Origin of the sequence: Mycobacteroides chelonae (genome assembly GCF_016767715.1) — a bacterium.
Taxonomy (GTDB): domain Bacteria; phylum Actinomycetota; class Actinomycetes; order Mycobacteriales; family Mycobacteriaceae; genus Mycobacterium; species Mycobacterium gwanakae.
Genome location: NZ_CP050145.1, coordinates 1,959,678 through 1,984,109, shown reverse-complemented (window position 1 = coordinate 1,984,109; position 24,432 = coordinate 1,959,678). Strand labels below are relative to the sequence as shown.

General features: G+C 66.2%; 26 protein-coding genes. 16 read left to right on the top strand and 10 right to left on the bottom strand.

Annotated features, from left to right (window positions below):
- Positions 1-33 precede the first annotated feature (33 nt).
- Positions 34-453 carry a cytochrome c oxidase subunit 4 gene (locus tag HBA99_RS09860; protein ID WP_030095457.1) on the bottom strand — a complete coding sequence of 140 codons (420 nt, stop codon included), beginning with the start codon at positions 451-453 and terminating at the stop codon, positions 34-36.
- A gap of 25 nt (positions 454-478) precedes the next feature.
- The gene (gene ctaC, locus HBA99_RS09855) at positions 479-1,528 is read right to left on the bottom strand and encodes an aa3-type cytochrome oxidase subunit II (protein WP_044104422.1); all 1,050 of its coding nucleotides are present in this window, start codon (positions 1,526-1,528) and stop codon (positions 479-481) included.
- A 159-nt stretch (positions 1,529-1,687) separates the two neighbouring features.
- Here ctaC and asnB point away from each other — a divergent pair, with 159 nt between their 5' ends.
- The gene (gene asnB / locus HBA99_RS09850; RefSeq protein ID WP_070951107.1) at positions 1,688-3,616 is read left to right on the top strand and encodes an asparagine synthase (glutamine-hydrolyzing); all 1,929 of its coding nucleotides are present in this window, start codon (positions 1,688-1,690) and stop codon (positions 3,614-3,616) included.
- Here asnB and HBA99_RS09845 read toward each other — a convergent pair.
- Entirely contained in the window at positions 3,613-4,584 is a 972-nt protein-coding gene (locus HBA99_RS09845) for a carbohydrate kinase family protein (protein WP_070951108.1), read from the bottom strand. The two genes, asnB and HBA99_RS09845, sit on opposite strands and share 4 nt — an antisense overlap.
- Positions 4,585-4,736: 152 nt before the next feature.
- Here HBA99_RS09845 and HBA99_RS09840 point away from each other — a divergent pair, with 152 nt between their 5' ends.
- The gene (locus HBA99_RS09840) at positions 4,737-5,279 is read left to right on the top strand and encodes an Rv0361 family membrane protein (RefSeq protein ID WP_030095453.1); all 543 of its coding nucleotides are present in this window, start codon (positions 4,737-4,739) and stop codon (positions 5,277-5,279) included.
- On the opposite strand, the gene HBA99_RS09835 is transcribed toward HBA99_RS09840, so the two are convergent.
- Complete coding sequence (locus tag HBA99_RS09835) at positions 5,280-5,648, bottom strand: HesB/IscA family protein (RefSeq protein WP_030095452.1); 369 nt, start codon at positions 5,646-5,648, stop codon at positions 5,280-5,282. It lies immediately after the preceding gene.
- 292 nt (positions 5,649-5,940) lie between these two features.
- Between HBA99_RS09835 and lpqS the strand changes: the two genes are divergently transcribed.
- From lpqS to HBA99_RS09820, 3 genes are all read left to right on the top strand, one after another.
- Entirely contained in the window at positions 5,941-6,378 is a 438-nt protein-coding gene (gene lpqS, locus HBA99_RS09830) for a putative copper homeostasis (lipo)protein LpqS (RefSeq protein ID WP_070951109.1), read from the top strand.
- Between the two features lie 163 nt (positions 6,379-6,541).
- The gene (locus HBA99_RS09825) at positions 6,542-7,120 is read left to right on the top strand and encodes a carbonic anhydrase (protein ID WP_070924529.1); all 579 of its coding nucleotides are present in this window, start codon (positions 6,542-6,544) and stop codon (positions 7,118-7,120) included.
- Between the two features lie 269 nt (positions 7,121-7,389).
- Positions 7,390-7,563 carry a hypothetical protein gene (locus HBA99_RS09820; RefSeq protein WP_165615221.1) on the top strand — a complete coding sequence of 58 codons (174 nt, stop codon included), beginning with the start codon at positions 7,390-7,392 and terminating at the stop codon, positions 7,561-7,563.
- Positions 7,564-7,566: 3 nt separating this feature from the next.
- Here HBA99_RS09820 and HBA99_RS09815 read toward each other — a convergent pair whose 3' ends face one another.
- Positions 7,567-8,625 carry a glycerate kinase family protein gene (locus tag HBA99_RS09815; RefSeq protein ID WP_070951110.1) on the bottom strand — a complete coding sequence of 353 codons (1,059 nt, stop codon included), beginning with the start codon at positions 8,623-8,625 and terminating at the stop codon, positions 7,567-7,569.
- 22 nt (positions 8,626-8,647) lie between these two features.
- Here HBA99_RS09815 and HBA99_RS09810 point away from each other — a divergent pair, with 22 nt between their 5' ends.
- The 5 genes from HBA99_RS09810 to HBA99_RS09790 all read left to right on the top strand — a co-directional run bounded on the left by HBA99_RS09810 (position 8,648) and on the right by HBA99_RS09790 (position 13,425).
- Complete coding sequence (locus HBA99_RS09810) at positions 8,648-9,313, top strand: DUF3043 domain-containing protein (protein WP_070924532.1); 666 nt, start codon at positions 8,648-8,650, stop codon at positions 9,311-9,313.
- Between the two features lie 6 nt (positions 9,314-9,319).
- Positions 9,320-9,853: a bifunctional adenosylcobinamide kinase/adenosylcobinamide-phosphate guanylyltransferase gene (locus HBA99_RS09805; RefSeq protein ID WP_070951111.1), complete on the top strand. Its 534-nt coding sequence runs from the start codon at positions 9,320-9,322 to the stop codon at positions 9,851-9,853.
- A complete protein-coding gene (gene cobT, locus HBA99_RS09800; protein ID WP_070951112.1) occupies positions 9,850-10,869 on the top strand; it encodes a nicotinate-nucleotide--dimethylbenzimidazole phosphoribosyltransferase in 1,020 nt (339 codons plus the stop codon). The genes HBA99_RS09805 and cobT overlap by 4 nt, the downstream gene beginning before the upstream one ends.
- Positions 10,866-11,624 (top strand): adenosylcobinamide-GDP ribazoletransferase, encoded by a 759-nt coding sequence (locus tag HBA99_RS09795; RefSeq protein ID WP_057969160.1) that lies wholly within the window; start codon positions 10,866-10,868, stop codon positions 11,622-11,624. Before cobT ends, HBA99_RS09795 begins: the two co-directional genes overlap by 4 nt.
- 88 nt (positions 11,625-11,712) lie before the next feature.
- On the top strand, positions 11,713-13,425 hold the full coding sequence (locus tag HBA99_RS09790; RefSeq protein WP_070951113.1) for a metallophosphoesterase: 1,713 nt from the start codon (positions 11,713-11,715) through the stop codon (positions 13,423-13,425).
- Here the strand turns inward: HBA99_RS09790 and HBA99_RS09785 are convergent.
- Together HBA99_RS09785 and gcvT are read right to left on the bottom strand one after the other, a co-directional pair.
- Positions 13,422-14,525, bottom strand: a complete 1,104-nt coding sequence (locus HBA99_RS09785; RefSeq protein WP_070924535.1) for a branched-chain amino acid aminotransferase — start codon at positions 14,523-14,525, stop codon at positions 13,422-13,424. The two genes, HBA99_RS09790 and HBA99_RS09785, sit on opposite strands and share 4 nt — an antisense overlap.
- A gap of 42 nt (positions 14,526-14,567) precedes the next feature.
- A complete protein-coding gene (gcvT, locus tag HBA99_RS09780; protein WP_030095444.1) occupies positions 14,568-15,662 on the bottom strand; it encodes a glycine cleavage system aminomethyltransferase GcvT in 1,095 nt (364 codons plus the stop codon).
- A 50-nt stretch (positions 15,663-15,712) separates the two neighbouring features.
- Between gcvT and HBA99_RS09775 the strand changes: the two genes are divergently transcribed.
- The gene (locus HBA99_RS09775) at positions 15,713-17,224 is read left to right on the top strand and encodes a leucyl aminopeptidase (RefSeq protein WP_070951114.1); all 1,512 of its coding nucleotides are present in this window, start codon (positions 15,713-15,715) and stop codon (positions 17,222-17,224) included.
- Positions 17,225-17,230: 6 nt separating this feature from the next.
- Here the strand turns inward: HBA99_RS09775 and HBA99_RS09770 are convergent, their stop codons facing one another.
- Both HBA99_RS09770 and HBA99_RS09765 read right to left on the bottom strand, forming a co-directional pair.
- The gene (locus tag HBA99_RS09770; protein ID WP_057969163.1) at positions 17,231-17,572 is read right to left on the bottom strand and encodes a hypothetical protein; all 342 of its coding nucleotides are present in this window, start codon (positions 17,570-17,572) and stop codon (positions 17,231-17,233) included.
- A 48-nt stretch (positions 17,573-17,620) separates the two neighbouring features.
- On the bottom strand, positions 17,621-17,851 hold the full coding sequence (locus HBA99_RS09765) for a DUF167 domain-containing protein (protein WP_057966265.1): 231 nt from the start codon (positions 17,849-17,851) through the stop codon (positions 17,621-17,623).
- 135 nt (positions 17,852-17,986) lie between these two features.
- Here HBA99_RS09765 and sucB point away from each other — a divergent pair, with 135 nt between their 5' ends.
- The 5 genes from sucB to HBA99_RS09740 are packed head-to-tail and all read left to right on the top strand — an operon-like array spanning position 17,987 to position 23,153.
- Positions 17,987-19,753, top strand: a complete 1,767-nt coding sequence (gene sucB, locus HBA99_RS09760) for a 2-oxoglutarate dehydrogenase, E2 component, dihydrolipoamide succinyltransferase (RefSeq protein WP_070952255.1) — start codon at positions 17,987-17,989, stop codon at positions 19,751-19,753.
- A 3-nt stretch (positions 19,754-19,756) separates the two neighbouring features.
- Positions 19,757-20,659: a TIGR01777 family oxidoreductase gene (locus HBA99_RS09755; RefSeq protein ID WP_070951115.1), complete on the top strand. Its 903-nt coding sequence runs from the start codon at positions 19,757-19,759 to the stop codon at positions 20,657-20,659.
- 4 nt (positions 20,660-20,663) lie between these two features.
- Positions 20,664-21,383 carry a lipoyl(octanoyl) transferase LipB gene (gene lipB, locus HBA99_RS09750; protein ID WP_070924538.1) on the top strand — a complete coding sequence of 240 codons (720 nt, stop codon included), beginning with the start codon at positions 20,664-20,666 and terminating at the stop codon, positions 21,381-21,383.
- Positions 21,380-22,369 (top strand): lipoyl synthase, encoded by a 990-nt coding sequence (gene lipA / locus HBA99_RS09745; RefSeq protein ID WP_070951116.1) that lies wholly within the window; start codon positions 21,380-21,382, stop codon positions 22,367-22,369. Before lipB ends, lipA begins: the two co-directional genes overlap by 4 nt.
- A gap of 34 nt (positions 22,370-22,403) precedes the next feature.
- Positions 22,404-23,153: a DUF4191 domain-containing protein gene (locus HBA99_RS09740; protein ID WP_030095436.1), complete on the top strand. Its 750-nt coding sequence runs from the start codon at positions 22,404-22,406 to the stop codon at positions 23,151-23,153.
- Here the strand turns inward: HBA99_RS09740 and HBA99_RS09735 are convergent.
- On the bottom strand, positions 23,140-24,369 hold the full coding sequence (locus HBA99_RS09735) for a cytochrome P450 (protein ID WP_070951117.1): 1,230 nt from the start codon (positions 24,367-24,369) through the stop codon (positions 23,140-23,142). The genes HBA99_RS09740 and HBA99_RS09735 overlap by 14 nt on opposite strands.
- Positions 24,370-24,432: the final 63 nt, after the last annotated feature.

The window sequence follows — 24,432 nt, the reverse complement described above, 5'->3', positions numbered from 1 at the left end:
CGGCGGCGAGAAGGGGGTGAAACGCGCGATGAGCTAGTGCTTCTCCGGGCCCACGTGGTACTCGAAGACCAGACCGGCGACCGCGCTGAGAACAAACACCGCACCGGCGGCAAGCAGCCACGGCAGCCATAGCGCCACACCCACGGCGGTGGTGGCGGCGGCAAGCGCGATCATGATGGGCCACCAGCTGTGCGGGCTGTAGAAGCCCAGCTCGCCGGCGCCGTCGGCGACCTCGGCGTCTTCGTAGTCCTCGGGCCGGGTGTCCAGGCGCCGGGCCACGAAGCGGAAGAAGGTCGAGATGATCAAGGACAGACCCGTGGTCATCACCATGGCGGTGGTCCCCGCCCATTCCACACCACCATTGGCGTAGAGGGCTGTCAGCACCGCGTAGACCACAGTGGCCAGGGCGAAGAATCCGGTGAGGATCTCGAAGAGTCGGGCTTCGATATGCATGCTGCGCTCCTACCTTTCCCGCTGCCTAGTTCTTCGCCGCGTTGTTGTCCGCCGGCGCGAGCTCTCCGCGGCGGCCGTCGAACGGCCTGGTGGTAATCGAGACCGGCGACTGCCCGATCGATGCCAGCGCCTCGGCGTTGGTCTTACCCGCCTTGCGCGCTTCCAGGTAGAACTTGAAGTCGTTGGGGCTCACCACACGCAGCTCGAAGGCCATCATCGAGTGGTAGGTGCCGCACATCTCGACGCAGCGACCCACGAACGCGCCTTCCTTCAGGATCTTGCTGACCTGGAAGACGTTGTCGGAGTTGTTGGCCTTGGGCTCGGGCATCACGTCGCGCGTGAACAGGAACGGGACCACCCGGAACGAGTGGATGACGTCGGCCGAGGCCAGCTGGAACTCGACGCTCTTGCCGCTGGGCAGCACCAGCACCGGGATCTCCGAGGAGGTTCCGACGGTCTCGATCTTGTCGAAGTTCAGGTAGGTGCGGTCCTCACGGTTCAGGCCGCGCACCGGGCCGACGAGCTCGTTGCCGTGCGCATCCTTGCCCTCGGGCTTGGAGGTCATGGCCTTCTTGCGTTCCGGGTCGGCGCCTTCGTAGTTGAGGCTGCCGTCCTTGAACGCGACCTTCTGGTAGCCGAACTTCCAGTTCCACTGGAAGGCGGTCACGTCCACGACGACCTCGGGGTTCGGGTCCTTGTGCATGACCTTGTTCTGCACCACGACGGTGAAGTAGAAGAGCACCGCGATGATCAGGAAGGGCACCACCGTCAAGATGAGCTCCAGCGGCAGGTTGTAGCCGAACTGGCGCGGGAACTCGGTGTCGCCCGGCTTGTGCCGGTGGAACGCGACGGTCCAGAACGTCAGTGCCCACACGATGACGCCGACGACCAGCGAGGCCACGACTGCCCAGGTCCACAGGGGAGCCATGTAGTCGTGGGCTTCGGGGGTGATTCCCTCGGGCCACCCGAACCGCAGCACTTCTTGGACGCTACAACCGCTGAGCAGGAAGCTCGCCGCGCCCAACAGCACCACAGTGGCCAGCAGGGACGGCCGTGAGCCGGACCGTGACGTCACGTTTTAAGCCTCCTGTTTCGGTACAGAATCCATCGCTGACCAGTGGCAGCAATCGAATACTACGCAGCGTAGACCACGCGGTCGCATCAGGGCAGCGACGGGGCCGGTGTGGGGACCTAGGTCCTGGGACAGGTCGCGCGATGTTGCATACTTGGCCGCGTGTGTGGACTGGTGGCGTGGCTGGGCCCGCCCGGGTCTTCGCTCGAATCTCATAGCCCTGCGGTGGATGCGGCGATGGTGCATATGCGTCATCGCGGCCCCGATGAGCCGGGAATCTGGCACGAGGAAAACGTGCTCTTCGGTTTCAACCGGCTCTCGATCATCGACATCGCGCATTCGCATCAGCCGTTGCGCTGGGGACCGGCAGACACCCCCGACCGATACGTGCTGGTCTTCAACGGCGAGATTTACAACTACCTGGAACTCAGGGAGACGCTGCGGGCCGAGCACGGCGCCGCATTCGCCACCGAGGGCGACGGCGAGGCGATTCTGGCGGCGTACCACTTCTGGGGCCCGGATGCGCTGCACCGGCTGCGCGGCATGTTCGCCTTCGCGATCTGGGACACGGTCGAACGTGAGTTGTTCTGCGCGCGAGATCCTTTCGGCATAAAGCCGCTGTTCATGGCGACAGGCCTGGGCGGCACCGCGCTGGGCAGCGAGAAGAAATGCCTGCTGGATCTGGTGGAGCAGTTGGGCATCGGGACCGAACTGGACCTGCGGGCGCTGCAGCACTACACAACGCTGCAGTACGTTCCGGAGCCCGAGAGCCTGCACACCGAGATCCGCCGCCTGGAATCCGGTTCGTACGCGCGCATCACCCCCGGCCAGGAGCCACGCGTCACGCGCTACTTCCCGGCCCGGTTCGCCGTCACGCCGTTCACCCGCGCGACCCGTCAGTCCCGGTACGACGAGATCACCGAGGTGCTTTCCGATTCGGTGGCCAAGCACATGCGGGCCGATGTCACGGTGGGTTCGTTCCTGTCCGGAGGTATCGACTCCACGGCCATCGCCGCGCTGGCGATCCGGCACAATCCGAAGCTCATTACGTTCACGACTGGCTTTGAGCGGCAAGGCTATTCCGAAGTCGATGTGGCGGTCGAGTCTGCCGAGGCGATCGGTGCCCGGCACGTCGTGAAGGTGGTCAGCCAGGAGGAGTTCGTTTCCGCGCTGCCCGAGATCGTCTGGTATCTGGACGATCCGGTGGCGGATCCATCCCTGGTACCGCTGTACTTCGTGGCCAAAGAGGCCCGTAAACACGTCAAGGTAGTGCTCTCCGGCGAGGGCGCCGACGAGCTCTTCGGTGGATACACGATCTACCGGGAACCCTTGTCGCTCAAGCCTTTCGAATACCTTCCCGGCGCGTTGCGACGTGGGGCGGCACGACTCTCGGCCGCCATCCCGGACGGGGTGCGCGGCAAGAGTCTGCTTAACCGCGGCTCGATGACGCTGGAACAGCGCTACTACGGAAACGCCCGCAGCTTCGATGACGAACAACTGCGCGCGGTGCTCCCCCACTATCGCCCGGAATGGGGACATCAGGACGTCACGGCTGAGCTCTACGAGCGGTGCGCGGGCTGGGATCCGGTGGCACGCATGCAGTATGTGGACCTTTTCACCTGGCTGCGCGGAGACATTCTGGTCAAGGCCGACAAGATGACGATGGCGAACTCGCTCGAGCTGCGGGTGCCGTTCCTTGATCCCGAGGTGTTCAAGGTGGCCTCGCAGCTGCCCTACCGAGAGAAGATCACCCGCGAAACCACGAAGTACGCCCTCCGCAGGGCACTGGAACCCATTGTGCCGGCGCATGTTCTGCACCGGACCAAGCTCGGTTTCCCGGTACCCATCCGGCACTGGTTCGTCGACGGACTGCTACACGACTGGGCCCGCGAGATGCTGGCGACCACGCAAGCCGGGCACTTGATCGACGTGCCCGCTGTCGGCCGGATGCTCACCGAGCACGCCGCCGGCGCCGCCGATCACAGCCGCAGGCTGTGGACGGTGCTGATCTTCATGCTGTGGCATGCGATCTTCGTCGAGCAGTCGGTGCGGCCGAACATCCAGGAGCCGCAGTACCCGGTGCAGCTCTAAAGAGCTGCACCGATCTCGTCGGCGGCGTCCGGGCCGTACGCGTCGGCAAGGCGGGCCAGCGCCTCGTCACGCTCCCACAGCCATTCCTGAGTTCCCACTGTCTCCAGCACCAGGGTGGCCACCAGCGATCCCAGCTGTGCCGAACGCTCCAGGCTCAGGCCGGCACTACGGGCGGTGAGGAATCCGGCACGCCACGCGTCGCCGACACCGGTCGGGTCGACCTGCCCCTTCTCCGGGACCACACCCACCTTGAGGGAGGTGCCGTCCTTCTCCACGATCTCGACGCCGTTGGGACCCAGGGTGGTGATCCGCAGCTCGACACGCTCACGCACGTCCGCCTCGGTCCACCCTGTCTTGGAGAGCAACAGATCCCACTCGTAGTCGTTGGTGAACAGGTAGGTGGCACCGCCGACGAGTTCGCGGGCCTGCTCACCGGAGAGCCGGGCCAACTGCTGCGACGGGTCGGCCGCGAACGGCAATCCCAGGCTGCGGCATTCCTCGGTGTGCCGGAACATGGCATCGGGGTCGTTGGCTCCAATGATCACCAATTCCGGTGTCCCGGTAGTCGATACGACATCTGCCAGCGAGATGTCACGGGCTTCGGACATCGCACCCGGATAGAAGGACGCGATTTGAGCCATGTCCTGATCTGTCGTGCACACGAAACGCGCGGTGTGCGCGGTCTGGGAGATCAGCACGCCGTCGCAGTTGACGCCGTGGCCCTCGAGCCAGGACCGGTACTCGTTGAAGTCCGCACCCACGGCGCCGACCAGCGCGGGCTTGCCACCGAGCACGCCGACGGCGAACGCGATGTTCCCCGCGACGCCTCCACGACGGATTTCCAGATCGTCCACCAGGAAGCTGAGGGACACCTTCTGCAGGTGCTCGACCAAGAGCTGCTCGGAGAACTTGCCGGGGAAGTTCATGAGGTGGTCGGTTGCAATGGATCCGGTGACGATGATGGACACGCGTGAGACCCTTCGTAGGATTCGGGCGGGCTTGGGTAGTCGACGGACAACCACAGAAGCTTACCTAACGTAACTGTTCCGGGGTTGTGGCCGATTGCTAGCCTGGATTGTCGGGGAGTGAGATCTGGGGAAACGAAATTTCAGGAGAGTCAATGGCGGAACCAGGTTATTCGACGGTGCCCTACCCTGGTTTACCGCCTATGCCTCCCCCGGTCGACTACCCCGACCGCAAGCGCAAGGTGCCCGGCTGGCTCGCCCCGGCCGCGGTGGTGGCGGCATTGGTGGTGCTGGCGCTGCTGCTCGGCTTTCTGACCAAGAATTCCGGCGTGTCCCACCGGCCCAGCGAGGCGAAGATCGAACAGACCATCCAGGGCTACCTGGATGCGATGGCCAAGCTCGATATCGTGACGCTGGCCCGCAATGCCGGCTGCGGCCTGTACGACGCGGTGCGCGACAAGGACACCGACGACACGATTGTGCGCGCCAATGCTCAACAGTTCGTGAACACCTTCGGGACGGCCACCGTGAAGTCGATCGACAAGATCGTCTACTTCTCCGAGTACCAGCTCAAGGTGCTGTTCACCGCGACCAGCCAGAAGCGTAAGGACGCCCCTCAGGGGCAGGCAGAACTATTGATCAACGACGGCAAGATCTACGTGTGCTCCGCGTACATGCGCGGCTCGAACGCGTTCTGATCAGTTGAACGAGTCGCCGCAGGCGCAGGAGCCGGTGGCGTTCGGGTTGTCGATCGTGAAGCCCTGCTTCTCGATGGTGTCGACGAAGTCGATCGAGGCGCCCTGGATGTACGGGGCACTCATCCGGTCCACGGTGAGCTTCACACCGTCGAACTCGGTGACCAGGTCGCCGTCCAGGGTGCGGTCATCGAAGAACAATTGGTATCGCAGGCCCGCGCAACCACCGGGCTGGACCGCGATGCGCAGCGACAGATCGTCGCGGCCTTCCTGATCCAGCAGCGCCTTGGCCTTGGCGGCGGCAGCGTCGGTCAAGACGGCACCATGAGTTTCCTCGGTGGAGGTGGCAGTCGATTCGTCTTGGACAGTCATCGTGGGATCTCCCCTGCGTCGAAGCTCTCGGGCGGACGTCCAGGTAATGAACGTCTTGTGATCTCAACGGTACCTCGTCTAGGGGTATTCCTACATCTATGCCCTAGCCGGGTGGCATCTAGCACACGCGTGGAGCGCCCGCAGAACCCGCGCGCCGTACAGCGGCGACTCATCTCGCACGCCGCGAAAGAGAGCCACCGAACAATCCTAGAACACCACAGACGCATCCTCGCACGTCAAGCGCCATATTATACCCATAGGGGGTACTGTATCAGTGTGATACCCTGCAGCCATGGCGATTCGCGCGCAAGGTCGCGGCCGACTCGCACTGGTGGCGTTACTCCTCGGGGTAGGCATCCTGCTGCCGACCGTGCTGCACTGCATACCGGGCGACAAGCGTCCGTCCCCTCTGGCGGCTCATCATCTGAGCCTGGTCGCGCCAACCGCCACCGCACCGGCATCGGACCTCAGCGCGGCAGCCGATCACGCGTACGCCGACAACGCCTTGCGCAAGGGCCTCTGCCAGGGAGTTGATGGACTCGCCGCAGCATTGCGAGGCGAACATCAGCTGCGACCACTCATGGCATTGTTCGCGACAATAGCTGCCGCCGCCCTTGCTGTGCCGCCGTTCTCTGGAATCTCTCGCGGCCCTCCATTACGGGTCCGGACAGCCGCCTCACCTCGGTCAGGACGTGTGTTGCTGACCGATCTGTGCATCAGCCGGCGCTGATCGCACAGCCCTGATCTTTGACCCGCCCCCCGGCAGCCATTCACGGCCGCCCACCTGCTGGCCGCGGCATACCACCGCCGCCCACATCCATGAGTTTGTCCACCTGGCCGGCACATGCGCATCCGCGTGCGCCTGCGCCGCTTCCCGATTGGGGCTACCCGGCATGACCTCGTTCTTCGACTCACACGACACCGCGCTTCCGGACACGCTGTATTTGGCCTGCTCGGACTGGCCGGCCCTGCCCAATACCGCCAACACCCGCATCACAGGCCAGTTGTTCACCGTTCGCAATATGGGGAACGTGGTGCCTACAGACCCCGCCGACGCCTCTGTCGACGCCGCCCTCGACTTCGCGGTCAACCGGCTGCAGGTGCGCTCGATTGTGGTGTGTGGGCACTCGAACTGCGGCGTGATGAAAACTCTCATGTCCGAATCGATCGACATCCCCACCAGTCCCATCGCCCGGTGGCTCGACTATGCGCGCGAAACCCTGGCCGCCTATCACGACCATCACGTGGCCCGCGTCAGCGCGGCAGCCAACGGACTGGACAAGACCGATCAGCTCACCGTGGTGAACGTTGCCATTCAAGTCGAACGGCTTGTGCGGCACCCAATTCTGGTAGCGGCGACGGTTTCGGGCCGACTGCGTGTCTCCGGGACCTTCTTCAGCGACGTAAACTCTCGCCGATACGACGTGAGCTCCAACGGAATTCCGGCACCGCAGGGTGGATACCCCCTGTAGATTGTGCCGCCACGAATCAATAGCTCAGCCGCATCTTCTTATTTACGAACATATTTGGCGTGATCAGATGCATACCCATCATTATACCCCCAGGGGGTATTGTGATGAGTATGCATCGACCAGGAAATAGAAACCTACGCAGGAAACCGGATTCGCTTAGACGACATAGACTCTCCGCCGCAGCGGCAGTGACGGCGGGTGCAATGGCATTGCTGGCCTTAGCCTCAACCCCTCCCGCGAATGCACACAGCATCGGCGGCGGGGGCAACGTGGCTGACACCGTGCAGCACCTGCAGGGACACGGCTATGCAGTGCAGTTGAACGGTGTCGCGGACGCACCGCTTTCTCAATGCGTAGCCACAGATGTCACCGGAATCCCCAGTGATGAAACAGCTTTCGCGACCGTGTACGTGACCGTCTCCTGCCGCCCCTACGCCAGCTGACGGCTAGAAACCAGGCTCACGTGCGACCTGGGCCGCCAGGCCCGCCAGCTGGCCTGCCGCATCCTCCATGGCCAGCCGCACGGACCCCGCGAACTGGGCAATCGATTCAGCACGCGCGATACCGGCCCTCCGGTATTCATCGGCCGTCAGCGCAACCTGCCCGGCCAGCACCAACACCGGGACGCCGGAGGTCGCGGCGCGGCTCGCGACCGCCCCCGCCACCTTGCCGTGCAGGGTTTGGTCATCGAACTTGCCTTCGCCGGTGATCACCAGGCCCGCCCGCACGATCGCAGCGTCCAGGCCGGTGTGTTCGGCGACGATTCGCGCTCCCGATTCGCGACGCGCTCCGAGCGCGAGCAGCGCCGCGCCGATCCCGCCGGCGGCCCCGGCCCCGGCGAGGTCCCGCACGCCCCGGCCGGTCTGCTCCTCCATTTCTGCGACCCACCCGGCCAGCCGCGCCTCCAGGCGTCTGACAGTGTCCGGGTCTGCGCCCTTCTGCGGACCGAACACCGCGGCCGCACCACGCGGGCCCAGCAGCGGATGCTCGACGTCGCTGGCGACCACCAATTCCGTTGTGGCCAGACGCCGCTGAGCCACAATGAGCCCGCCAATGCCCGCGACGAGCCCCGCACCCCCATCCGTGCTGCTGCTGCCGCCAAGACCGACCACGATTCGGGTGGCTCCGCCATCGAGCGCCGCCGCGATCAGCTGCCCGACCCCGGTGCTGTGCGCACGCCAGGCGGTATCGACCGACGGCGCACGTTTGAGCAGCGGCAGCCCGCAGGCCTGCGCGCATTCGATGTAAGCGGTCGTGCCGTCGAGCAGCCACTCGGCGTTGACGTCCTCATCCAGAGGGCCGCGTATTCGCAGCGCGTGCCGGTGCGCCGTGACCAGCTGCGCGGCCAGCACGTCGACGAACCCGGGTCCCCCGTCTGATTGGGGGCTGAGGACGACGATGTCGCCGGGGCGAGTCCTTCCCCAGCCCTCCGCGATGGCAGTCGCCGCCTCCGTGGCGGTGAGCGTGTCTCCGAAGCTGTCGGGCGCCACCAGAATCTGACTCATTCGCGCAGGATAATCTGGGCGTGTGAATCTGCTCGGCCGAAAGAAATCCACATCCGAAAACGGCGCCGCCGACGAGTCCTCATCACCTGCCGGTGAGACGGACATCACATCGCCGGCGCAGGCCGGAAAGGGCCGCCCCACCCCGAAGCGGGATGCCGGCAAGCGTCGTGGACCTGTGGCCCCGGCACCCTTGACCAGTGCCGAGGCCCGGCAGCGTCGCAAGTCCCTGCGCGGGCCGAAACTGTCGCGGGCCGAGCGCAAGGTCGAGAACGCAGAGCGGCGCGCCAGGATGTCCGACAGCCGCGAGAAGATGATGGCCGGCGATGAGGCGTACCTGTTGCCACGCGACAAGGGGCCCGTGCGCGCGTTCGCCCGCGACATCGTCGATTCACGCCGCAATGTGCTGGGGCTGTTCATGCCTCTGGCGCTGTTCCTGATCTTCACCATGTTCGCGGTGCCGTCTGTGCAGGTGCAGATGTGGATGACCCCGGCGATGCTGGTCTTGATGATCGTCATGATCGTCGACGGGGTTTTCGTCGGCAGACTCGTGAACAAGCGCGTCTCCGAACGCTTCCCGACCAGCGACGAGGGCGGCTTCAAACTCGGCTGGTACGCGGCCAGCCGCGCATCGCAATTACGCAAGATGCGCGCACCACGCCCCCGGGTGAACCGCGGCGAGCCGGTCTAGCCTCAGGTGGCTACCACGCTGGTGCTCGGTGGAATACGTTCGGGAAAATCACGTTTCGCCGAGTCTCTGCTGCCCGCCTCGGGCCCCGTGCGATACCTGGCGACCGGAACATCTGTCCGCGAGGACGAGGCATGGACGCAAAGGGTTGCCGCACACCGGTCTCGGCGTCCCGACGGCTGGTCGACGGCCGAGACAACCCGTATCGCCGAGGAACTGCGCGCGCCCGACGCGGTGCCGACGCTCGTCGACGATCTCGGGGGGTGGCTGACCGCGAGGATGGATGCCCGCGCGGCATGGGACCGTGGCGGTGAGGTTGTGGCCTCCGATATCGATGAGTTGGTCGATGCGATCAGCTCGTATGGCAGCGAGTTGGTGATCGTGAGCCCAGAGGTCGGATTGACCATTGTGCCCGGCACCGCATCTGGACGGCTGTTCGCCGATCAGCTCGGCGCCCTGAATCAGGCCGTGGCACAGCACTGTCAACGGGTCCTCTTGGTGGTGGCCGGTCAGCCACTGGCCATCAAGGGAGCGGCCGAGTGAGCGGCGGCGAGGCACCGCGTTTCGCCCCGGTCTCGGCACCCAACCCGGATATCGCCGCCGCCGCACGTGACCGGCAACGGCAGCTCACCAAACCGGACGGCGCACTGGGACGTCTGGAAGAGCTCTCGGTTTGGGTAGCGGCCTGCCAAAATCGTTGCCCCCCTGAGACATTCCAACATCCTCGGGTGATCGTCTTCGCCGGTGATCACGGTGTGGCTGCCGCCGGAGTGTCCGCCTATCCCCCGTCGGTGACCGCACAGATGGTGCGCAACATCGAAGCGGGCGGCGCGGCCGTCAACGTGCTCGCCGCGCTAGCGGGGGCCAGTGTGCGCGTCGCCGACATCGCCGTGGGCCGTCCCAGCGGCAATATCGCCGTCGAGGACGCTCTCACCGAGGAGCAGGCTCATGCCGCGCTGGCTGCCGGTATCGCCCTGGCCGACGCCGAGATCGACTCCGGAGCCGATCTGCTCATCGCGGGCGATATGGGCATCGGCAACACCACTCCCGCGACCGTGCTGGTGGCGGCGCTCACCGGAAGCGAACCGGTGGCGGTGGTGGGCCGTGGCACCGGAGTCGACGACGCAGGGTGGGCACGCAAGACCGCCGCGGTACGCGATGCGTTGCGCCGCACCAAAGATGTGCGTGCCGACCCGGTGGCGCTGCTCGCCCGGGCAGGTGGCGCCGATCTGGCGGCAATCACCGGTTTCGTGGCGCACGCGGCGGTGCGGCGCACCCCTGTGCTGCTCGACGGGCTGGTGGTGACCGCAGCCGCACTGGTGGCCGAGCAGCTGGCTCCGGGCGCACGCCAGTGGTGGCTCGCCGGGCATCGCTCCACCGAGCCGGCGCATTCGCTTGCCCTCCAACGCCTCCGGCTGGATCCCGTGCTGGATCTGCAGATGCGCTTGGGTGAGGGCTCCGGGGCGCTCGTCGCACTACCGGTGTTGCAGGCCGCCGCGGGCACACTGGCACAGATGGCGACCTTCAATGAGGCCCGAATCGACGGGCCGGGCGCGTGAACCGGCTGCTGCGGCTGCTGCGGCCCATCGGCGGAGCCTTCGAATTCTCCACCGTGACACCGGTTCCCGCACGGCTCGCCGGCACCCTCTCGGGCCCGGTGCTGACGGCGCTGCCCGTGGTGGGCGCCGCACTCGGTGCGCTCGCAGCGGCAACCGCCTACCTGGCGACATCGGCCTACATCGCGCCCATCGCGGGGCTTGCCGCCGCAACGGTGGTGGTGCTGGCGACCCGCGGCATGCATATCGACGGCCTGTCCGACACCGCGGATGGGCTCGGCTGCTACGGACCACCGGAGCGCGCACTCACCGTGATGCGCGATGGTTCGGCCGGACCGTTCGGGGTTGCTGCGGTGATCATCATCCTTCTGGCACAGACATTGTCGTTCGGAATGCTGGCCTCCCGGCAGGAGTGGCTGGCCATCGCGCTGGCGATCGCGGTGGGGCGCGTCAGCGCGGTGGTGGCGTGTCGGCGCGGCGTGCCAGGTGCCGCACACAGCGGCTTCGGTGCCCGGGTGGCCGGGTCGCAGCCTTTGTGGCTGGCCGGGATCTGGGTGCTCGCGGCGATGGCCGTCGGCTTTCTCGCGCAGCCCTGGCGGCCATGGCAAGGGCCGGTTGCGGTGGTGATCGCACTGGGCGCCGGAGTGCTGCTGGTGCGCCACTGCGTGCGCAGGTTCGGTGGCATCACCGGAGACGTGTTAGGAGCGAGCATCGAGGTGACCACCACGCTGGCAGCACTCGGATTCGCGGCCTCGTGAGGCGGCGACGAAAGATTCATCAAGAGTTCGCGATCACCCCGGCCTGTGCGGTCGCGTTACCTGGTGCCGTAGGCCACTATTCGAACTTATGCCGCGCAATCCTGTGACCCCCGCCGGTGAGACACCGGATATGGGGATTCCCGAGCCGATCGCCCGCTCGATGTCCATGGCCGAACAGTACGAATGGCATCGCGGATATCTGCGTCGCCATCCGGTCTCGCGTCGCAACTTCCTGCGGGGATCGGCCGCCGCTGCCGCGGTCGCCGCGCTGGGCGTATCACCGTTTGGGCGGCGGGCGTATGCCGATGACGCACCACTGGGTGTGGCCGGCAGGCGGGTGGGGTACGGCGCAGATTCGTCCAGCCAGCTCAGCTTTTCCGGGCAGCTGTCCAGAAATCCGCACGGCACCAAGATCTTTCTCGACCATGGGCCTACCCCCGAACTCGGCGCCTCCCTCGAAGCCGAGGTCCGCAATCTCGTGACACAGATTCCCTCAAGCGATCACGGGGCGCTGGGAGCCGAACAGTTCTACGTGCACGCTCCCGTCCATGGACTCGGCGGGGGCACTGAGCACTTCTACCGCTGGCGCACCACCGACGGATTCTCGAGCGATATCCGTTCCGCCTCGACGGCCCTTCCGTCCGCACGAAACGCGTTCGCCCCCTTCCGGTTCACCATGATGGGCGATCAGGGCACCGACGAGACCCCCTCGCTCCCACCAAATCTGGCCCCCGGTGAATACGACGACAGCTACTACAGCGCCGACAACGACCCGGCCACGCCGCACACACAGAACGTCATGAACCAGATCGTGGCGTGCCGACCTGATTTTCATATCCTGGCCGGGGACATCGCCTATGCGGACCCATCCGGAATGGGAAAGAAGCCCGAGTTCGTATCTTCCGGCGGCAAGGCCGCGGCCGGGTTCGACAAATACAATCCGTTCGTCTGGGACGTCTACCTGACCTCCATCGAGCCCAGCGCCTCGACAACACCATGGATGTTCGCCACCGGCAATCACGACATGGAAGCCGCGTACGGAAATCACGGCTACGGCGGCCATCTGGCCCGTCTCGGATTCCCCGGCAACGGCCCCGCGGGGTGCCCGTCCGCGTACTCGTTCACCTACGGCAATGTCGCCGTCCTGTCCCTGGACGCCAATGACGTGTCCTACGAGATCAGGGCGAACACAGGCTACTCGGGCGGCGCCCAAACCGGTTGGGTGGGAAGAACTTTAGCGGCATATCGGGCAAATCCGAATATCGACTTCATCGTGTGCTTCTTCCACCACTGCGCGTACTCGACGACGCTGTCGCATGCCAGCGACGGTGGCGTGCGCGACGCGTGGTGCGCGCTGTTCGACCGCTATCAGGTGGATCTGGTGCTGCAGGGACACAACCACGTCTTCGAGCGCACGGATCCGATTCGCGCGGGACGTCCGACCCGAGAGGCCGGCGATCGGTCCACCGTAGACCCGGAATCGGATGGCACCGTGTACTACACGGTGGGTTCTGCGGGCCGGCCCCGCTATGACTTTCAGCCGGGCGAGCCGGAGGGATACCGGGGCCGCGAGCTCACCGACACTTTGGTTCCCAACAGCTACGTCTGGGCGCCCGACGGCAGTAAGCACGCCGAGGCGGTCACCTGGTCGCGCGTGCGGTATCGCAACTACGCATTCATCCGCGTCGACGTGCGGCCGGGGACATTCGTCAGCGAGATGGATGTCACGGCCGTCGATGAGTATGGACGCGAATTCGACACGGTGACCTATCGCCGCCCCGTACGCGCACAGGCGTCCTAGCCGAGCTTGGTGATCCAGCCGTGCGTATCGGCGAAGGTGCCGCGCTGGATTCCGGTCAGCGTGTCGCGCAGCGCCATGGTCACCTCGCCGGGTTGCCCTTCGCCAATGGTGAATTCACCGCTGGAGTGCTTGACGCGGCCAACCGGCGTGATGACCGCGGCTGTGCCGCAGGCGAACACCTCGGTGATCTCTCCCGAGGCCGCCTTCTTCTCCAGCTCGTCGACGTCGATCTTGCGTTCCTCGATGGCGAATCCGGCATCGGAGGCCAGCTGCAACAAGGACTTCCGCGTCACACCGGGCAGCAGTGATCCGGATAGTTCGGGAGTAACCAAGCGGGCCTCACCGTCGCGGCCGAACACGAAGAACAGGTTCATGCCACCCATTTCTTCGATGTACCGGCGCTCGATGGCATCGAGCCAGACCACCTGATCGCAGCCCTCTTCGGCGGCCTGCGCCTGGGCGACCAGCGAGGCGGCGTAGTTCCCACCCGTCTTGGCCGCGCCGATCCCGCCTGGTGCGGCGCGCACGTATTCGTGCGAGAGCCAGACACTGACCGGCTTGATGCCCTGGGAGAAGTACGCGCCAGCGGGTGAGGCGATGAGCAGGTACCGGTACTCGGCGGCGGGCCGCACCCCGAGACCGGCCTCGGTGGCAATGATGAACGGCCGCAGATACAGCGATTCCTCGCCGCCGCCCGGCGGCACCCAGTCGGAGTCGACGGCGATCAGCTGACGCAGCGACTCGATGAACAGCTCTTGCGGCAGCTCGGGGATGGCGATGCGGCGGCAGGACTGGATCATTCGTTCGGCGTTAGCTTCGGGCCGGAACGCCGCGATGGTCCCGTCGGGTTGCCGGTAGGCCTTGAGCCCCTCGAAGACCTCCTGCGCGTAGTGCAGCACGATGGCCGACGGGTCGAGTGTGATGGGGCCGTAGGGCACCACTTGCGCGTTGTGCCAACCATTTTCGGCGTTCCAATCGATGGACACCATGTGGTCGGTGAAGTACTTCCCAAAGCCCGGCGCGGCCAGTACCTCAGCCCGACGCGCCGGGCTGGCCGGTGACGGGTTGAGTTGCCGGGTGAACTCGGGAAGCGGATTCATGCTCGGCAGTCTAGCTGTCCAATGTCGCCAAATCCGAACCCATTATCCGACGTTGACGTCCACGAACGGCGGCTTGACGACCTCGCATTCGATCTCCCGGCCCCGCACGTCGACGGCGACGGTGGCCCCGTCAGCGATCTGGGCGGCGCTGTCCAGCAGGGCCAATGCAATACCGGTCTTGAGAGTCGGCGAGAAGGTGCCCGAAGTGGTCACCCCTACCGGCTGGCCGCCCGAGAGCACCGTGAGATCGGGTCGCAACACGCCGCGGCCGGTGGCCCGCAGGCCACGCAGGGTGCGGCGCGGACCTTCCGCCTTCTCCTGGGCGAGGGCCTCACGCCCCCAGAACGCGTCCTTCTTCCATCCGACGGCCCATCCTGCCCGCGCCTGCACCGGACTGATGTCGAGGGACAGCTCGTGACCGTGCAGCGGATAGCCCATCTCGGTGCGCAGCGTGTCGCGCGCGCCCAGACCAGCCAGCTGGCCGCCTGCCTCGGTGATCACCGGCAGCAGTGCGTCGAACACGGCGCCGGCGGAATCCCAGGACGGCAGCAGTTCGTAGCCGTGTTCGCCGGTGTAGCCGGTCCGGCACACCCGCACCGGCTGACCGTCGAGCGTCGCGTCGGCGTACGCCATGTATTCCATATCGGTCGGCAGTCCGAGCCGCAGCAGCACGTCGGCCGACTTGGGTCCCTGCACGGCCAGCACCGCGTAGTCGCGGTGCTGGTTGGTGATGGTGATTCCCTCGGGCGCCTTCTCCTGCAGAGCGGCCACCACCGCTGCGGTGTTGGCGGCGTTGGGCACCAGGAAGATCTCGTCATCGGAGACGTAGTAGGTGATGAGGTCGTCGACGACACCGCCGGTCGGGGTGCAACACAGGGTGTACTGCGCCTTGCCCGGCCCAATCTTGTTGAGATCGTTGGTGAAAGACGCGTTGACGAATGCCGCGGCACCCGGCCCACGCACCAGCGCCTTGCCGAGGTGGCTCACGTCGAACAGTCCGACGGCCTCCCGGGTGGCGGTGTGCTCACCCACGGTGCCGGCATAGGACACCGGCATATTCCAGCCGCCGAATTCGGCGAAGGTGGCACCTTGTGCGGCGTGCCGATCGTGAAGAGGGCCGAGCAAGAGATCCGTCATGGCGTTCACCCTAATTGGCGCATCACCGGCTTTCACTAGGCTGTGATCTCATGAGCGCATACACGGCACCTTCGTTCACCCTGGCCACGTCCATTCCGCAGCGCGGGGTCTCCGCCGCGGTGCTGCTGGTGGGGGTGCGCCCAGGGGAGAAAGAATCCGATAAGGGCCCCAAGGTGGTCGATGCGCAGCTGCTGGACAGCAAGGCAGTCAAGGCTATCGAGGCCGCCCTCAAGGCCGTGGGCGCGACCGGCTCGAGCGAGCAACTCACCCGGGTGGTCGTGGACGGTCTGCCGGTGTCCAGTGTGCTGGCGGTCGGCCTGGGTAAGGGGGATCCCAGCGCCGAGACGATTCGGCGTGCCGCGGGCGTGGCCGCCCGCTCGCTCGACAACGTCGAAACCCTGGTGACCACGCTGTCCGCGAGCGATGTCGATGCCACCGTGCAGGGCCTGGCACTTGGCGGATACCGGTTCGCGGAGTTCCGCAGCGCCAAGACCGCACCGAAGGACGTTGGACTGCAGAAGGTTACGTTGCTCGTCGCCGACAAGGGCCGCGCGCAGAAAGACGCCATGGAGCGCGGCGCCGCCATCGCGGCTGCTGTGATCATCGCGCGTGACTTTGTGAACACCCCGCCCAGTCATCTGTTCCCGGCCGAATTCGCCAAGCGGGCAAAAACTCTGGCGACGACCGAGGGCATCGAGGTCGAGGTGCTCGACGAGAAGGAACTGGCCAAGGCCGGCTACGGCGGCATCATCGGAGTCGGCAAGGGCTCCTCGCGCCCACCGCGGCTGGTGCGGCTGACCTACCCGGGCGCCAAGGGCAAAAAGGCCAAGAAGGTCGCGCTCGTGGGCAAGGGCATCACCTTCGACACCGGTGGCATCTCGATCAAGCCCGCAGGCGGCATGGAGAACATGACCTCCGATATGGGTGGAGCGGCAGCGGTTATCGCGGTGACCTTGCTGGCCGCCCGCCAGCAGCTGCCCATCGACGTCATCGCGACCGTGCCCATGGCCGAGAACATGCCGTCCTCGACGGCACAGCGCCCCGGCGACGTGCTGACCCACCTGGACGGCACCACCGTCGAGGTAATCAACACCGATGCGGAGGGTCGCCTCATCCTCGCCGACGCGATCGTGCGGGCCTGCCAGGATGAGCCCGACTATCTGATCGACACCGCGACGCTGACCGGTGCACAGGTGGTGGCCCTGGGCACCCGCACTCCTGGCGTGATGGGCACCGACGAGTTCCGCGACCGGGTGTCGACGATCTCGCAGTCCGTAGGCGAAAACGGTTGGGCCATGCCGCTGCCCGAGGAACTGCGCGACGATCTCAAATCCAGGGTTGCCGACCTGGCGAACGTCACCAACCACCGCAACGGCGGCATGTTGGCGGCCGGTCTGTACCTGCGCGAGTTCGTGGCCGACGGTGTGCAGTGGGCACATATCGACGTTGCCGGCCCGGCGTTCAACACCGGCGGACCGTGGGGTTACACGGCCAAGGGCGGGACCGGCGTGCCGGTGCGAACCATCTTCGGGGTGCTGGAGGACATCGCCACCAACGGCTGACGTCGGCTAGGCGCCTTCCTCGGCTGCCCGTCGCTTCAGGATTTTCTGCCGGGCGTCGTAATCACGCTTGCGTTGCGGGTATCCCGTGCGGTGCACGTCGTACACCGGGATCTTGAGTCGCTCCGAGATTCGGCGCGCGCCCGCCACCCCGCCGACGCGTCGGCGGGTCCACTCGCCGTCACCTGCGATGAGAATCACGGTGACGTCCGAGAAGTTGGTCTGCGGCTCGACATAGGCCTCCACGCCCGTGCGCGCCGCGGCCCAATTCGCCAGGTAGCGCAGGTCGTCGTTGTTGCCCTGTTTGGTCTGCCCCTCGCGCTTGCTTCGGAAGGCGTCGATCCATGCCATTGGACCATGGTGCCAGCTAATTCTGAGAACAGGCTGTAATCTCACCGGTCAACCCACACTGAATCGCTTCAGTCTGCTGGTCTGACCGGCAACGAGCCGCACCGCCGACTTCGGCACGCCCAAGTGCTCGGCAAGCAAAGCGAGCGCAGCCTTGTTGGCTTTGCCGTCGATAGCCGGCTCCCGCACGAACAGGGTGAGGGCGCCATCGTCGGCAACCTCGACGGCGGGCCCCTTGCGACTGCCGGGCTTGATGACGCAGACGACCGTGCGCTCGCTCACCCTCCGATCTTGGACCCGGGCAGGCGCGCCGTTCCAGTCAGTGACAGGATTGACCCGCTGTCCACGTCGCTGTGGTAAGCCAGATATGTCCACGTTGTGTGAGCCGCTATCGGAACCTTTTCAGGAGTGGAAACCATGGCCTTCTCCGTCCAGATGCCCGCCCTCGGTGAGAGCGTGACCGAAGGGACGGTGACACGGTGGCTCAAACAAGAGGGCGACACGGTCCAAGTCGACGAGCCGCTGCTTGAGGTGTCCACCGACAAGGTGGACACCGAGATCCCCGCTCCCACTTCGGGTGTGCTGACCAAGATCGTTGCCCGCGAGGACGACACCGTCGAGATCGGCGGCGAGCTGGGCGTGATCAGCGAGGCTGGCGAGGCCACGCCCGCGGAGTCCGCGCCCGCCCCCGAGGCCGCCGCGCCGGCTCCCGAACCTGCCCCCACTCCCGAACCTGAGCCCGAACCCGCACCTGCTCCCGCAGCGGAACCGGCCGCTCCCGCCGCCGCTGCGGAGGCTCCGGCTGGCCAGGGCACCTCGGTCAAGATGCCCGAGCTCGGCGAGTCGGTCACCGAGGGCACCGTGACCCGCTGGCTCAAGAAGGTCGGCGACGAGGTCGGCGTGGATGAGCCGCTCGTCGAGGTGTCGACCGACAAGGTCGACACCGAGATTCCGTCACCGGTCGCCGGTGTGCTGCTGAGTATCTCGGCCAACGAAGACGACACCGTCGCCGTCGGTGGCGAACTCGGCGTCATCGGTGCGGCAGGCGCGGCTCCTGCCGCGGCACCTGCGCCTGCACCCACCCCCGAGCCCGCCGCCGCTCCACCCGCGCCCTCGGCGCCCGCACCGGCCCCAGCAGCACCGACGGCGCCCGCAGCGCCAACACCAGCGCCTGCCGCACCCGCACCGGCCACTCCTCCCGCACCTGCAGCCCCGGCGGCACCGGCACCTGCTGCCACCGACGCGGGCGATAACCCGTACGTCACCCCGCTGGTCCGCAAGCTCGCCGCCGAGAACAACGTGGATCTGTCCGCGCTGACCGGCAGCGGTGTGGGTGGACGCATTCGCAAGCAGGACGTCCTGGCTGCCGCTGAGGCCGCCAAGGCCCCCGCACCCGCAGCAGCGGCAGCTCCCGCGGCTGCGGCGCCATCGGCTCCGGCGGCTCCTGCTGCGCTGGCCCATCTGCGCGGAACCACGCAGAAGGCCAACCGGATTCGTCAGCTCACCGCCAAGAAGACACGCGAATCGCTACAGCAGACCGCGCAGTTGACCCAGACCCACGAGGTCGACGTCACCAAGATCGCGGCGCTGCGGGCTCGTGCCAAGGCGACCTTCGCCGAGCGTGAAGGCGTCAACCTGACGTTCCTGCCTTTCTTCGCCAAGGCCGCGGTGGAGGCGCTCAAGTCGCACCCGAACGTCAACGCGAGCTACAACGAGGACAGCAAGGAGATCACCTACTTCGATGCCGAGCATCTGGGCATCGCGGTAGACACCGATCAAGGTCTGCTGTCTCCTGTGATCCACAACGCCGGTGATCTGTCGCTGGCCGGGCTGGCCCGGGCCATCGCCGATATCGCCGCCCGCGCGCGCTCGGGGAACCTCAAGCCCGACGAACTCGCCGGTGGCACCTTCACCATCACCAACATCGGCAGCCAAGGCGCGTTGTTCGACACCCCGATCCTGGTGCCGCCGCAGGCCGCCATGCTCGGCACTGGTGCAATCGTGAAGCGTCCCAGGGTGATCCGTGACGAAGCGGGTAACGAATCGATCGGTATCCGGTCGGTGTGCTACCTGCCGCTGACCTACGATCACCGCTTGATCGACGGAGCCGACGCGGGGCGGTTCCTCACCACCATCAAACATCGCCTGGAAGAGGGGGCTTTCGAGGCGGACCTGGGTCTGTAACCCATGCGTGTCGTCATCGCCGGCTCCTCGGGGATGATCGGGTCGGCGCTCGTCGCGTCGCTGCGTGCCGCAGACCACACCGTGGTCCGGCTGGTTCGCCGCGACCCGATGGGCCCTGACGAGCAGCGCTGGGATCCGGCGAGCGGGCAGATAGAGCCCGGCGCTCTCGAGGGTGCCGATGCCGTCGTCAACATGTGCGGTGTCGGTGTCGCCGACAAGCGCTGGTCGGGCGCCTACAAGCAGGAGATCTACGACAGCCGCATCATCCCCACGGAGGTGCTGGCCGGTGCCGTCGCCGATGCCGGCGCGCCGGTGTTGATCAACGCCTCCGCAGTCGGCTACTACGGCGACAGCGGCGACCGCGTCATCGACGAAACCGCATCCAGCGGTACCGGTTTCCTCGCCCGCGTGTGCATCGACTGGGAAGCCGCCACCGAGGAGGCCGTGCAGGCCGGAACCAGGGTGGTGATCGTGCGCACCGGCCTGGTGCTCTCCCCCGCCGGAGGGCTCTTCGGCAGATCACGCCCGCTTTTCGCCGCGGGCCTGGGAGCACGGCTGGGCAACGGACGCTGGTACATGCCGTGGATCAGCCTTGAGGACCAGATCCGGGCCCTTGAGTTCACACTGACCGAATCGACGCTCTCGGGACCGGTCAATCTCACCGGCCCGGCACCGGTGACCAACGCCGAGTTCACCGCGGCCCTCGGCCGGACTCTGCATCGCCCGACCCTGCTGGTAGCGCCGCAGTTCGCGCTCCGGGCCGTCCTCGGCGAGTTCGCCGACGCCGAAATGACACGCAGCATGCGCGTCATCCCGGCGGTCCTGGAACAGCACGGATTCGAGTTCGAGCACCACACCATCGGCGAGGCGCTCGCCTACGCCAACAACAGCCGACCGATGAAGTGAGATAATGGAACCCGTGCACCGCTCTCATGGATCCATCCGATCCAGCGCAGATCCCGTCGTCGTACGGGACCTGGGCATGATCGACTATGAGGCGGCCTGGGAGCTGCAGCGTGACATCGTCGAGGCCCGCGTGGCCGGAGGACCTGACACGCTGCTGACCTTGCAGCATCCGGCGGTGTACACCGCGGGTCGGCGCACCGAAGCGCAGGAACGGCCGATCAACGGCGCACCCGTCATCGACACCGATCGCGGCGGCAAGATCACCTGGCATGGACCCGGCCAGCTGGTTGGCTACCCGATCGTGCGATTGGCCGAGCCTATCGACGTCGTGAACTACGTTCGGCGTCTTGAAGAATCGATCATCGCGGTATGCGCACAGCTGGGTGTACGGACCAAACGTGTCGACGGCCGCTCTGGTGTGTGGCTGGCCGCGGGCGGCGGGAAGCCGGAGCGCAAGATCGCCGCGATCGGGGTCCGTGTGCAGCGCGGGGTCACCATGCACGGGTTCTCGTTGAACTGCAATAACAGCCTGGACGCCTACCTGCCGATCGTGGCCTGCGGCATCACTGACGCCGGTGTGACCACCCTGTCCGCCGAACTGGGCCGGGATGTCACCATCGACGAGGTGCACGACCAGGTCGTTTCCTCGGTGATCGACGCACTCGAGGGCCGCCTGGCCGTCGGGGCGGCGGGCGGGAGCAGCGCAGGAGCGGTGGGCGCATGACCGAACCCCGCAAGCTGCTGCGACTGGAAGTTCGCAACGCCCAAACCCCCATCGAGCGCAAGCCCGACTGGATTCGCACCCGCGCCAAGATGGGCCCCGAATACAAGGAACTCAAGTCGCTGGTGCGCTCGGGTGGGCTGCACACCGTGTGCGAGGAAGCCGGATGCCCCAACATCTTCGAATGCTGGGAGGACCGCGAGGCCACCTTCCTCATCGGTGGAGAGCAGTGCACCCGCCGCTGCGATTTCTGCCAGATCGACACCGGCAAGCCCGCCGACCTGGACCGCGACGAGCCACGCCGGGTGGCCGAGAGCGTGCACACCATGGGTCTGCGGTACTCGACGGTCACCGGCGTGGCCCGTGACGACCTGCCCGACGGTGGCGCCTGGCTATACGCCGAAACCGTGCGGTACATCAAGCAACTCAACCCGGCCACGGGTGTCGAGCTGCTCATCCCGGACTTCAACGCCGTCCCGGAGCAGCTGGAAGAGGTGTTCGCATCCTGCCCCGAGGTGCTGGCGCACAACCTGGAGACAGTGCCGCGGGTGTTCCGCCGCATCCGGCCCGCATTCAGCTATGAGCGAAGCCTGTCGGTGATCACCGCCGCCCGCGAAGCGGAGCTGGTGACCAAGAGCAACCTGATTCTCGGGATGGGTGAAACCAACGACGAGATCCGGGAAGCTCTGGTCGCGCTGCACGAAGCGGGCTGCGACATCATCACCATCACCCAGTATCTGCGGCCCTCACCGCGCCACCATCCGGTTGATCGCTGGGTCAAACCGCAGGAATTCGTGGAGCTTTCCGAGTTCGCAGAGGGTCTGGGCTTCGCGGGTGTGATGGCCGGGCCGCTTGTGCGTTCCTCGTACCGGGCCGGTCGGTTGTACGCACAGGCGATGGCCCACCATGGACGGCCCCTGCCCGCCGAGCTGGAGCACCTGGCGGAGGCGGGTTCGGCCCGGCAAGAGGCCATCAACCTCATCGGATGACAGGCACGTTGCCGCCGGGCGATATTCTCTAGCCATGCCTAAATCACTGAGTCCCGCCGAAGCCAAGGCCGCCAAGGCCGAGGCAAAGGCGCGTCGCAAGGTCGAATCGAAGGCGCGCCGCGCCCAGATGTGGCAGGCCTTTCAGATTCAGCGCAAGGAAGACAAGCGGCTTCTGCCGTATATGATCGGCGCGTTCGTACTGATCGTCGCCGCATTCGCGGTCGCCGGATACTTCTCGGGCGGCATCAGCGTGTTCATGTTCCCGATCCTGGGCGTGGTGCTCGGCGTGCTGGTCGCGTTCATCATCTTCGGCCGGCGCGTGCAGAAATCGGTCTTCACCAAGGCCGAGGGCCAGAAGGGCGCCGCAGGCTGGGCGCTGGACAACATGCGCGGTAAATGGCGGGTCACCACCGGGGTCGCCGGAACCACACAGCTCGATGTCGTGCACCGCGTCATCGGCCGGCCCGGCATCATCTTCGTCGCCGAAGGTGCTCCCGGACGGCTGGGCCCACTCCTGGCGCAGGAAAAGAAGCGCACCGCACGTGTCGTCGGCGATACGCCGATCTACGACGTGATCGTCGGCAACGAGGATGGCCAGGTGCCGCTGTCCAAACTGGAGCGCCACCTCACCAAGCTTCCCGCCAACATCACCGCCAAGCAGATGGACTCCCTGGAGTCACGGCTCTCGGCGCTGGGCTCACGCGCCGCGGCCATGCCGAAGGGGCCGATGCCTGGTCAGGCGAAGTCGCGCGGCGGAATGCAGCGCACCATCAGGCGGCGTTAGATCCCAGGCTGAGCTCCAGCTCCAGTTTCTGGTGCCGCCGCACCATGATGCTCGGAACCCACTGCGCACCACCGGGTTTGATCGTGAATTCACGCGTCTGGTCGAGCAGTAGATTGATCGCGGTACGCGCCTCCAGGCGCGCCAGTGCCGCCCCGACGCAGAAGTGCAGGCCCTTGCCGAAAGTGATGTGACTGCGCGGGCTGGGCCGGTCGAGGCGCAGCTCGTCGGGGTTTTCGAAGATCTCCGGATCGCGGTTGGCCGCACCCCAGAGCAGGGTGAGGTGGCTGCCCGCGGGCAGCTGGACCCCGCCGAGCGAGGTGTCCGCCACCACGTGCCGGTGATGTCCGCGAAACGGCGACTCCAACCGCAGCACCTCTTCCAGGAACGTGGGCAGCAGGGCACGGTCGTCCCGGATGCGCTGCTGCAGTTCGGAATTCTCTCCGAGAATGCGCACCGCGTTGCCCATCAGTCCGGCGGTGGATTCGCCGCCGGCGCCGACCAACTGCACCAGGATCATCACACCGATGTCCAGCGAGATGTCTGCCCGATTGCATGCCTGTGCCAGGTATCCGAGCAGGTCCTCGCCTGGGGCAGCCAGCTCCTTCTCCAGATGCTCACGCAGGTAGAGGACGAGGTACATGGTGTCGGTGACGACCTGAGTCTGCCGCTCGGCGGTGTTGAGCCCGCCGAGCATCTCGGTGCTGGAGTATCCCCACTGCACCAGTTGCGGCACGTCCTCATCGGGCAGCCCGATAAGCCGGGCCACCATGGTCATCGGCAGCGCATCGCCCATCGCGGCCATCCAGTCGATGCCCTGACCGTCGCATCCGCGTTCCCACAATTGGGCTCCCGTCTCGGCCATCACCGGTTCCAGTGCGGTGATGCGCTTGGCGACCAATGTCGGGAGCACCAGTTTGCGATGCGCATGATGGACCGGATCGTCACCGGTGGCCAGGACGTGGGTGGGATCGGCAGGCGGTCCCATCGCCGCGACCGTCAGTCCCGTCTCGCAGTCCTGAGACTTCATCAGCGCGGCAGTGAGGTTGGAGGAGAAGTCCTCGGTGCGCTCGGTGGCCTCCACCACAAGATCCCAGCGGGAGACGAAGTAGAAGCCGGAATCCCCTGCGGGCCACACCGGTGCCGTCTCACGCAGCCGCCGGTAGAACGGATAGGGATCCTCCAGGATCTGCGGGTCGAACAATTCCACGGTGCTCATCACTCATGAGGCTGACAGACCGGAAAACCGCACGTCAAGGCATTCGGGAAACTGAGAAACATC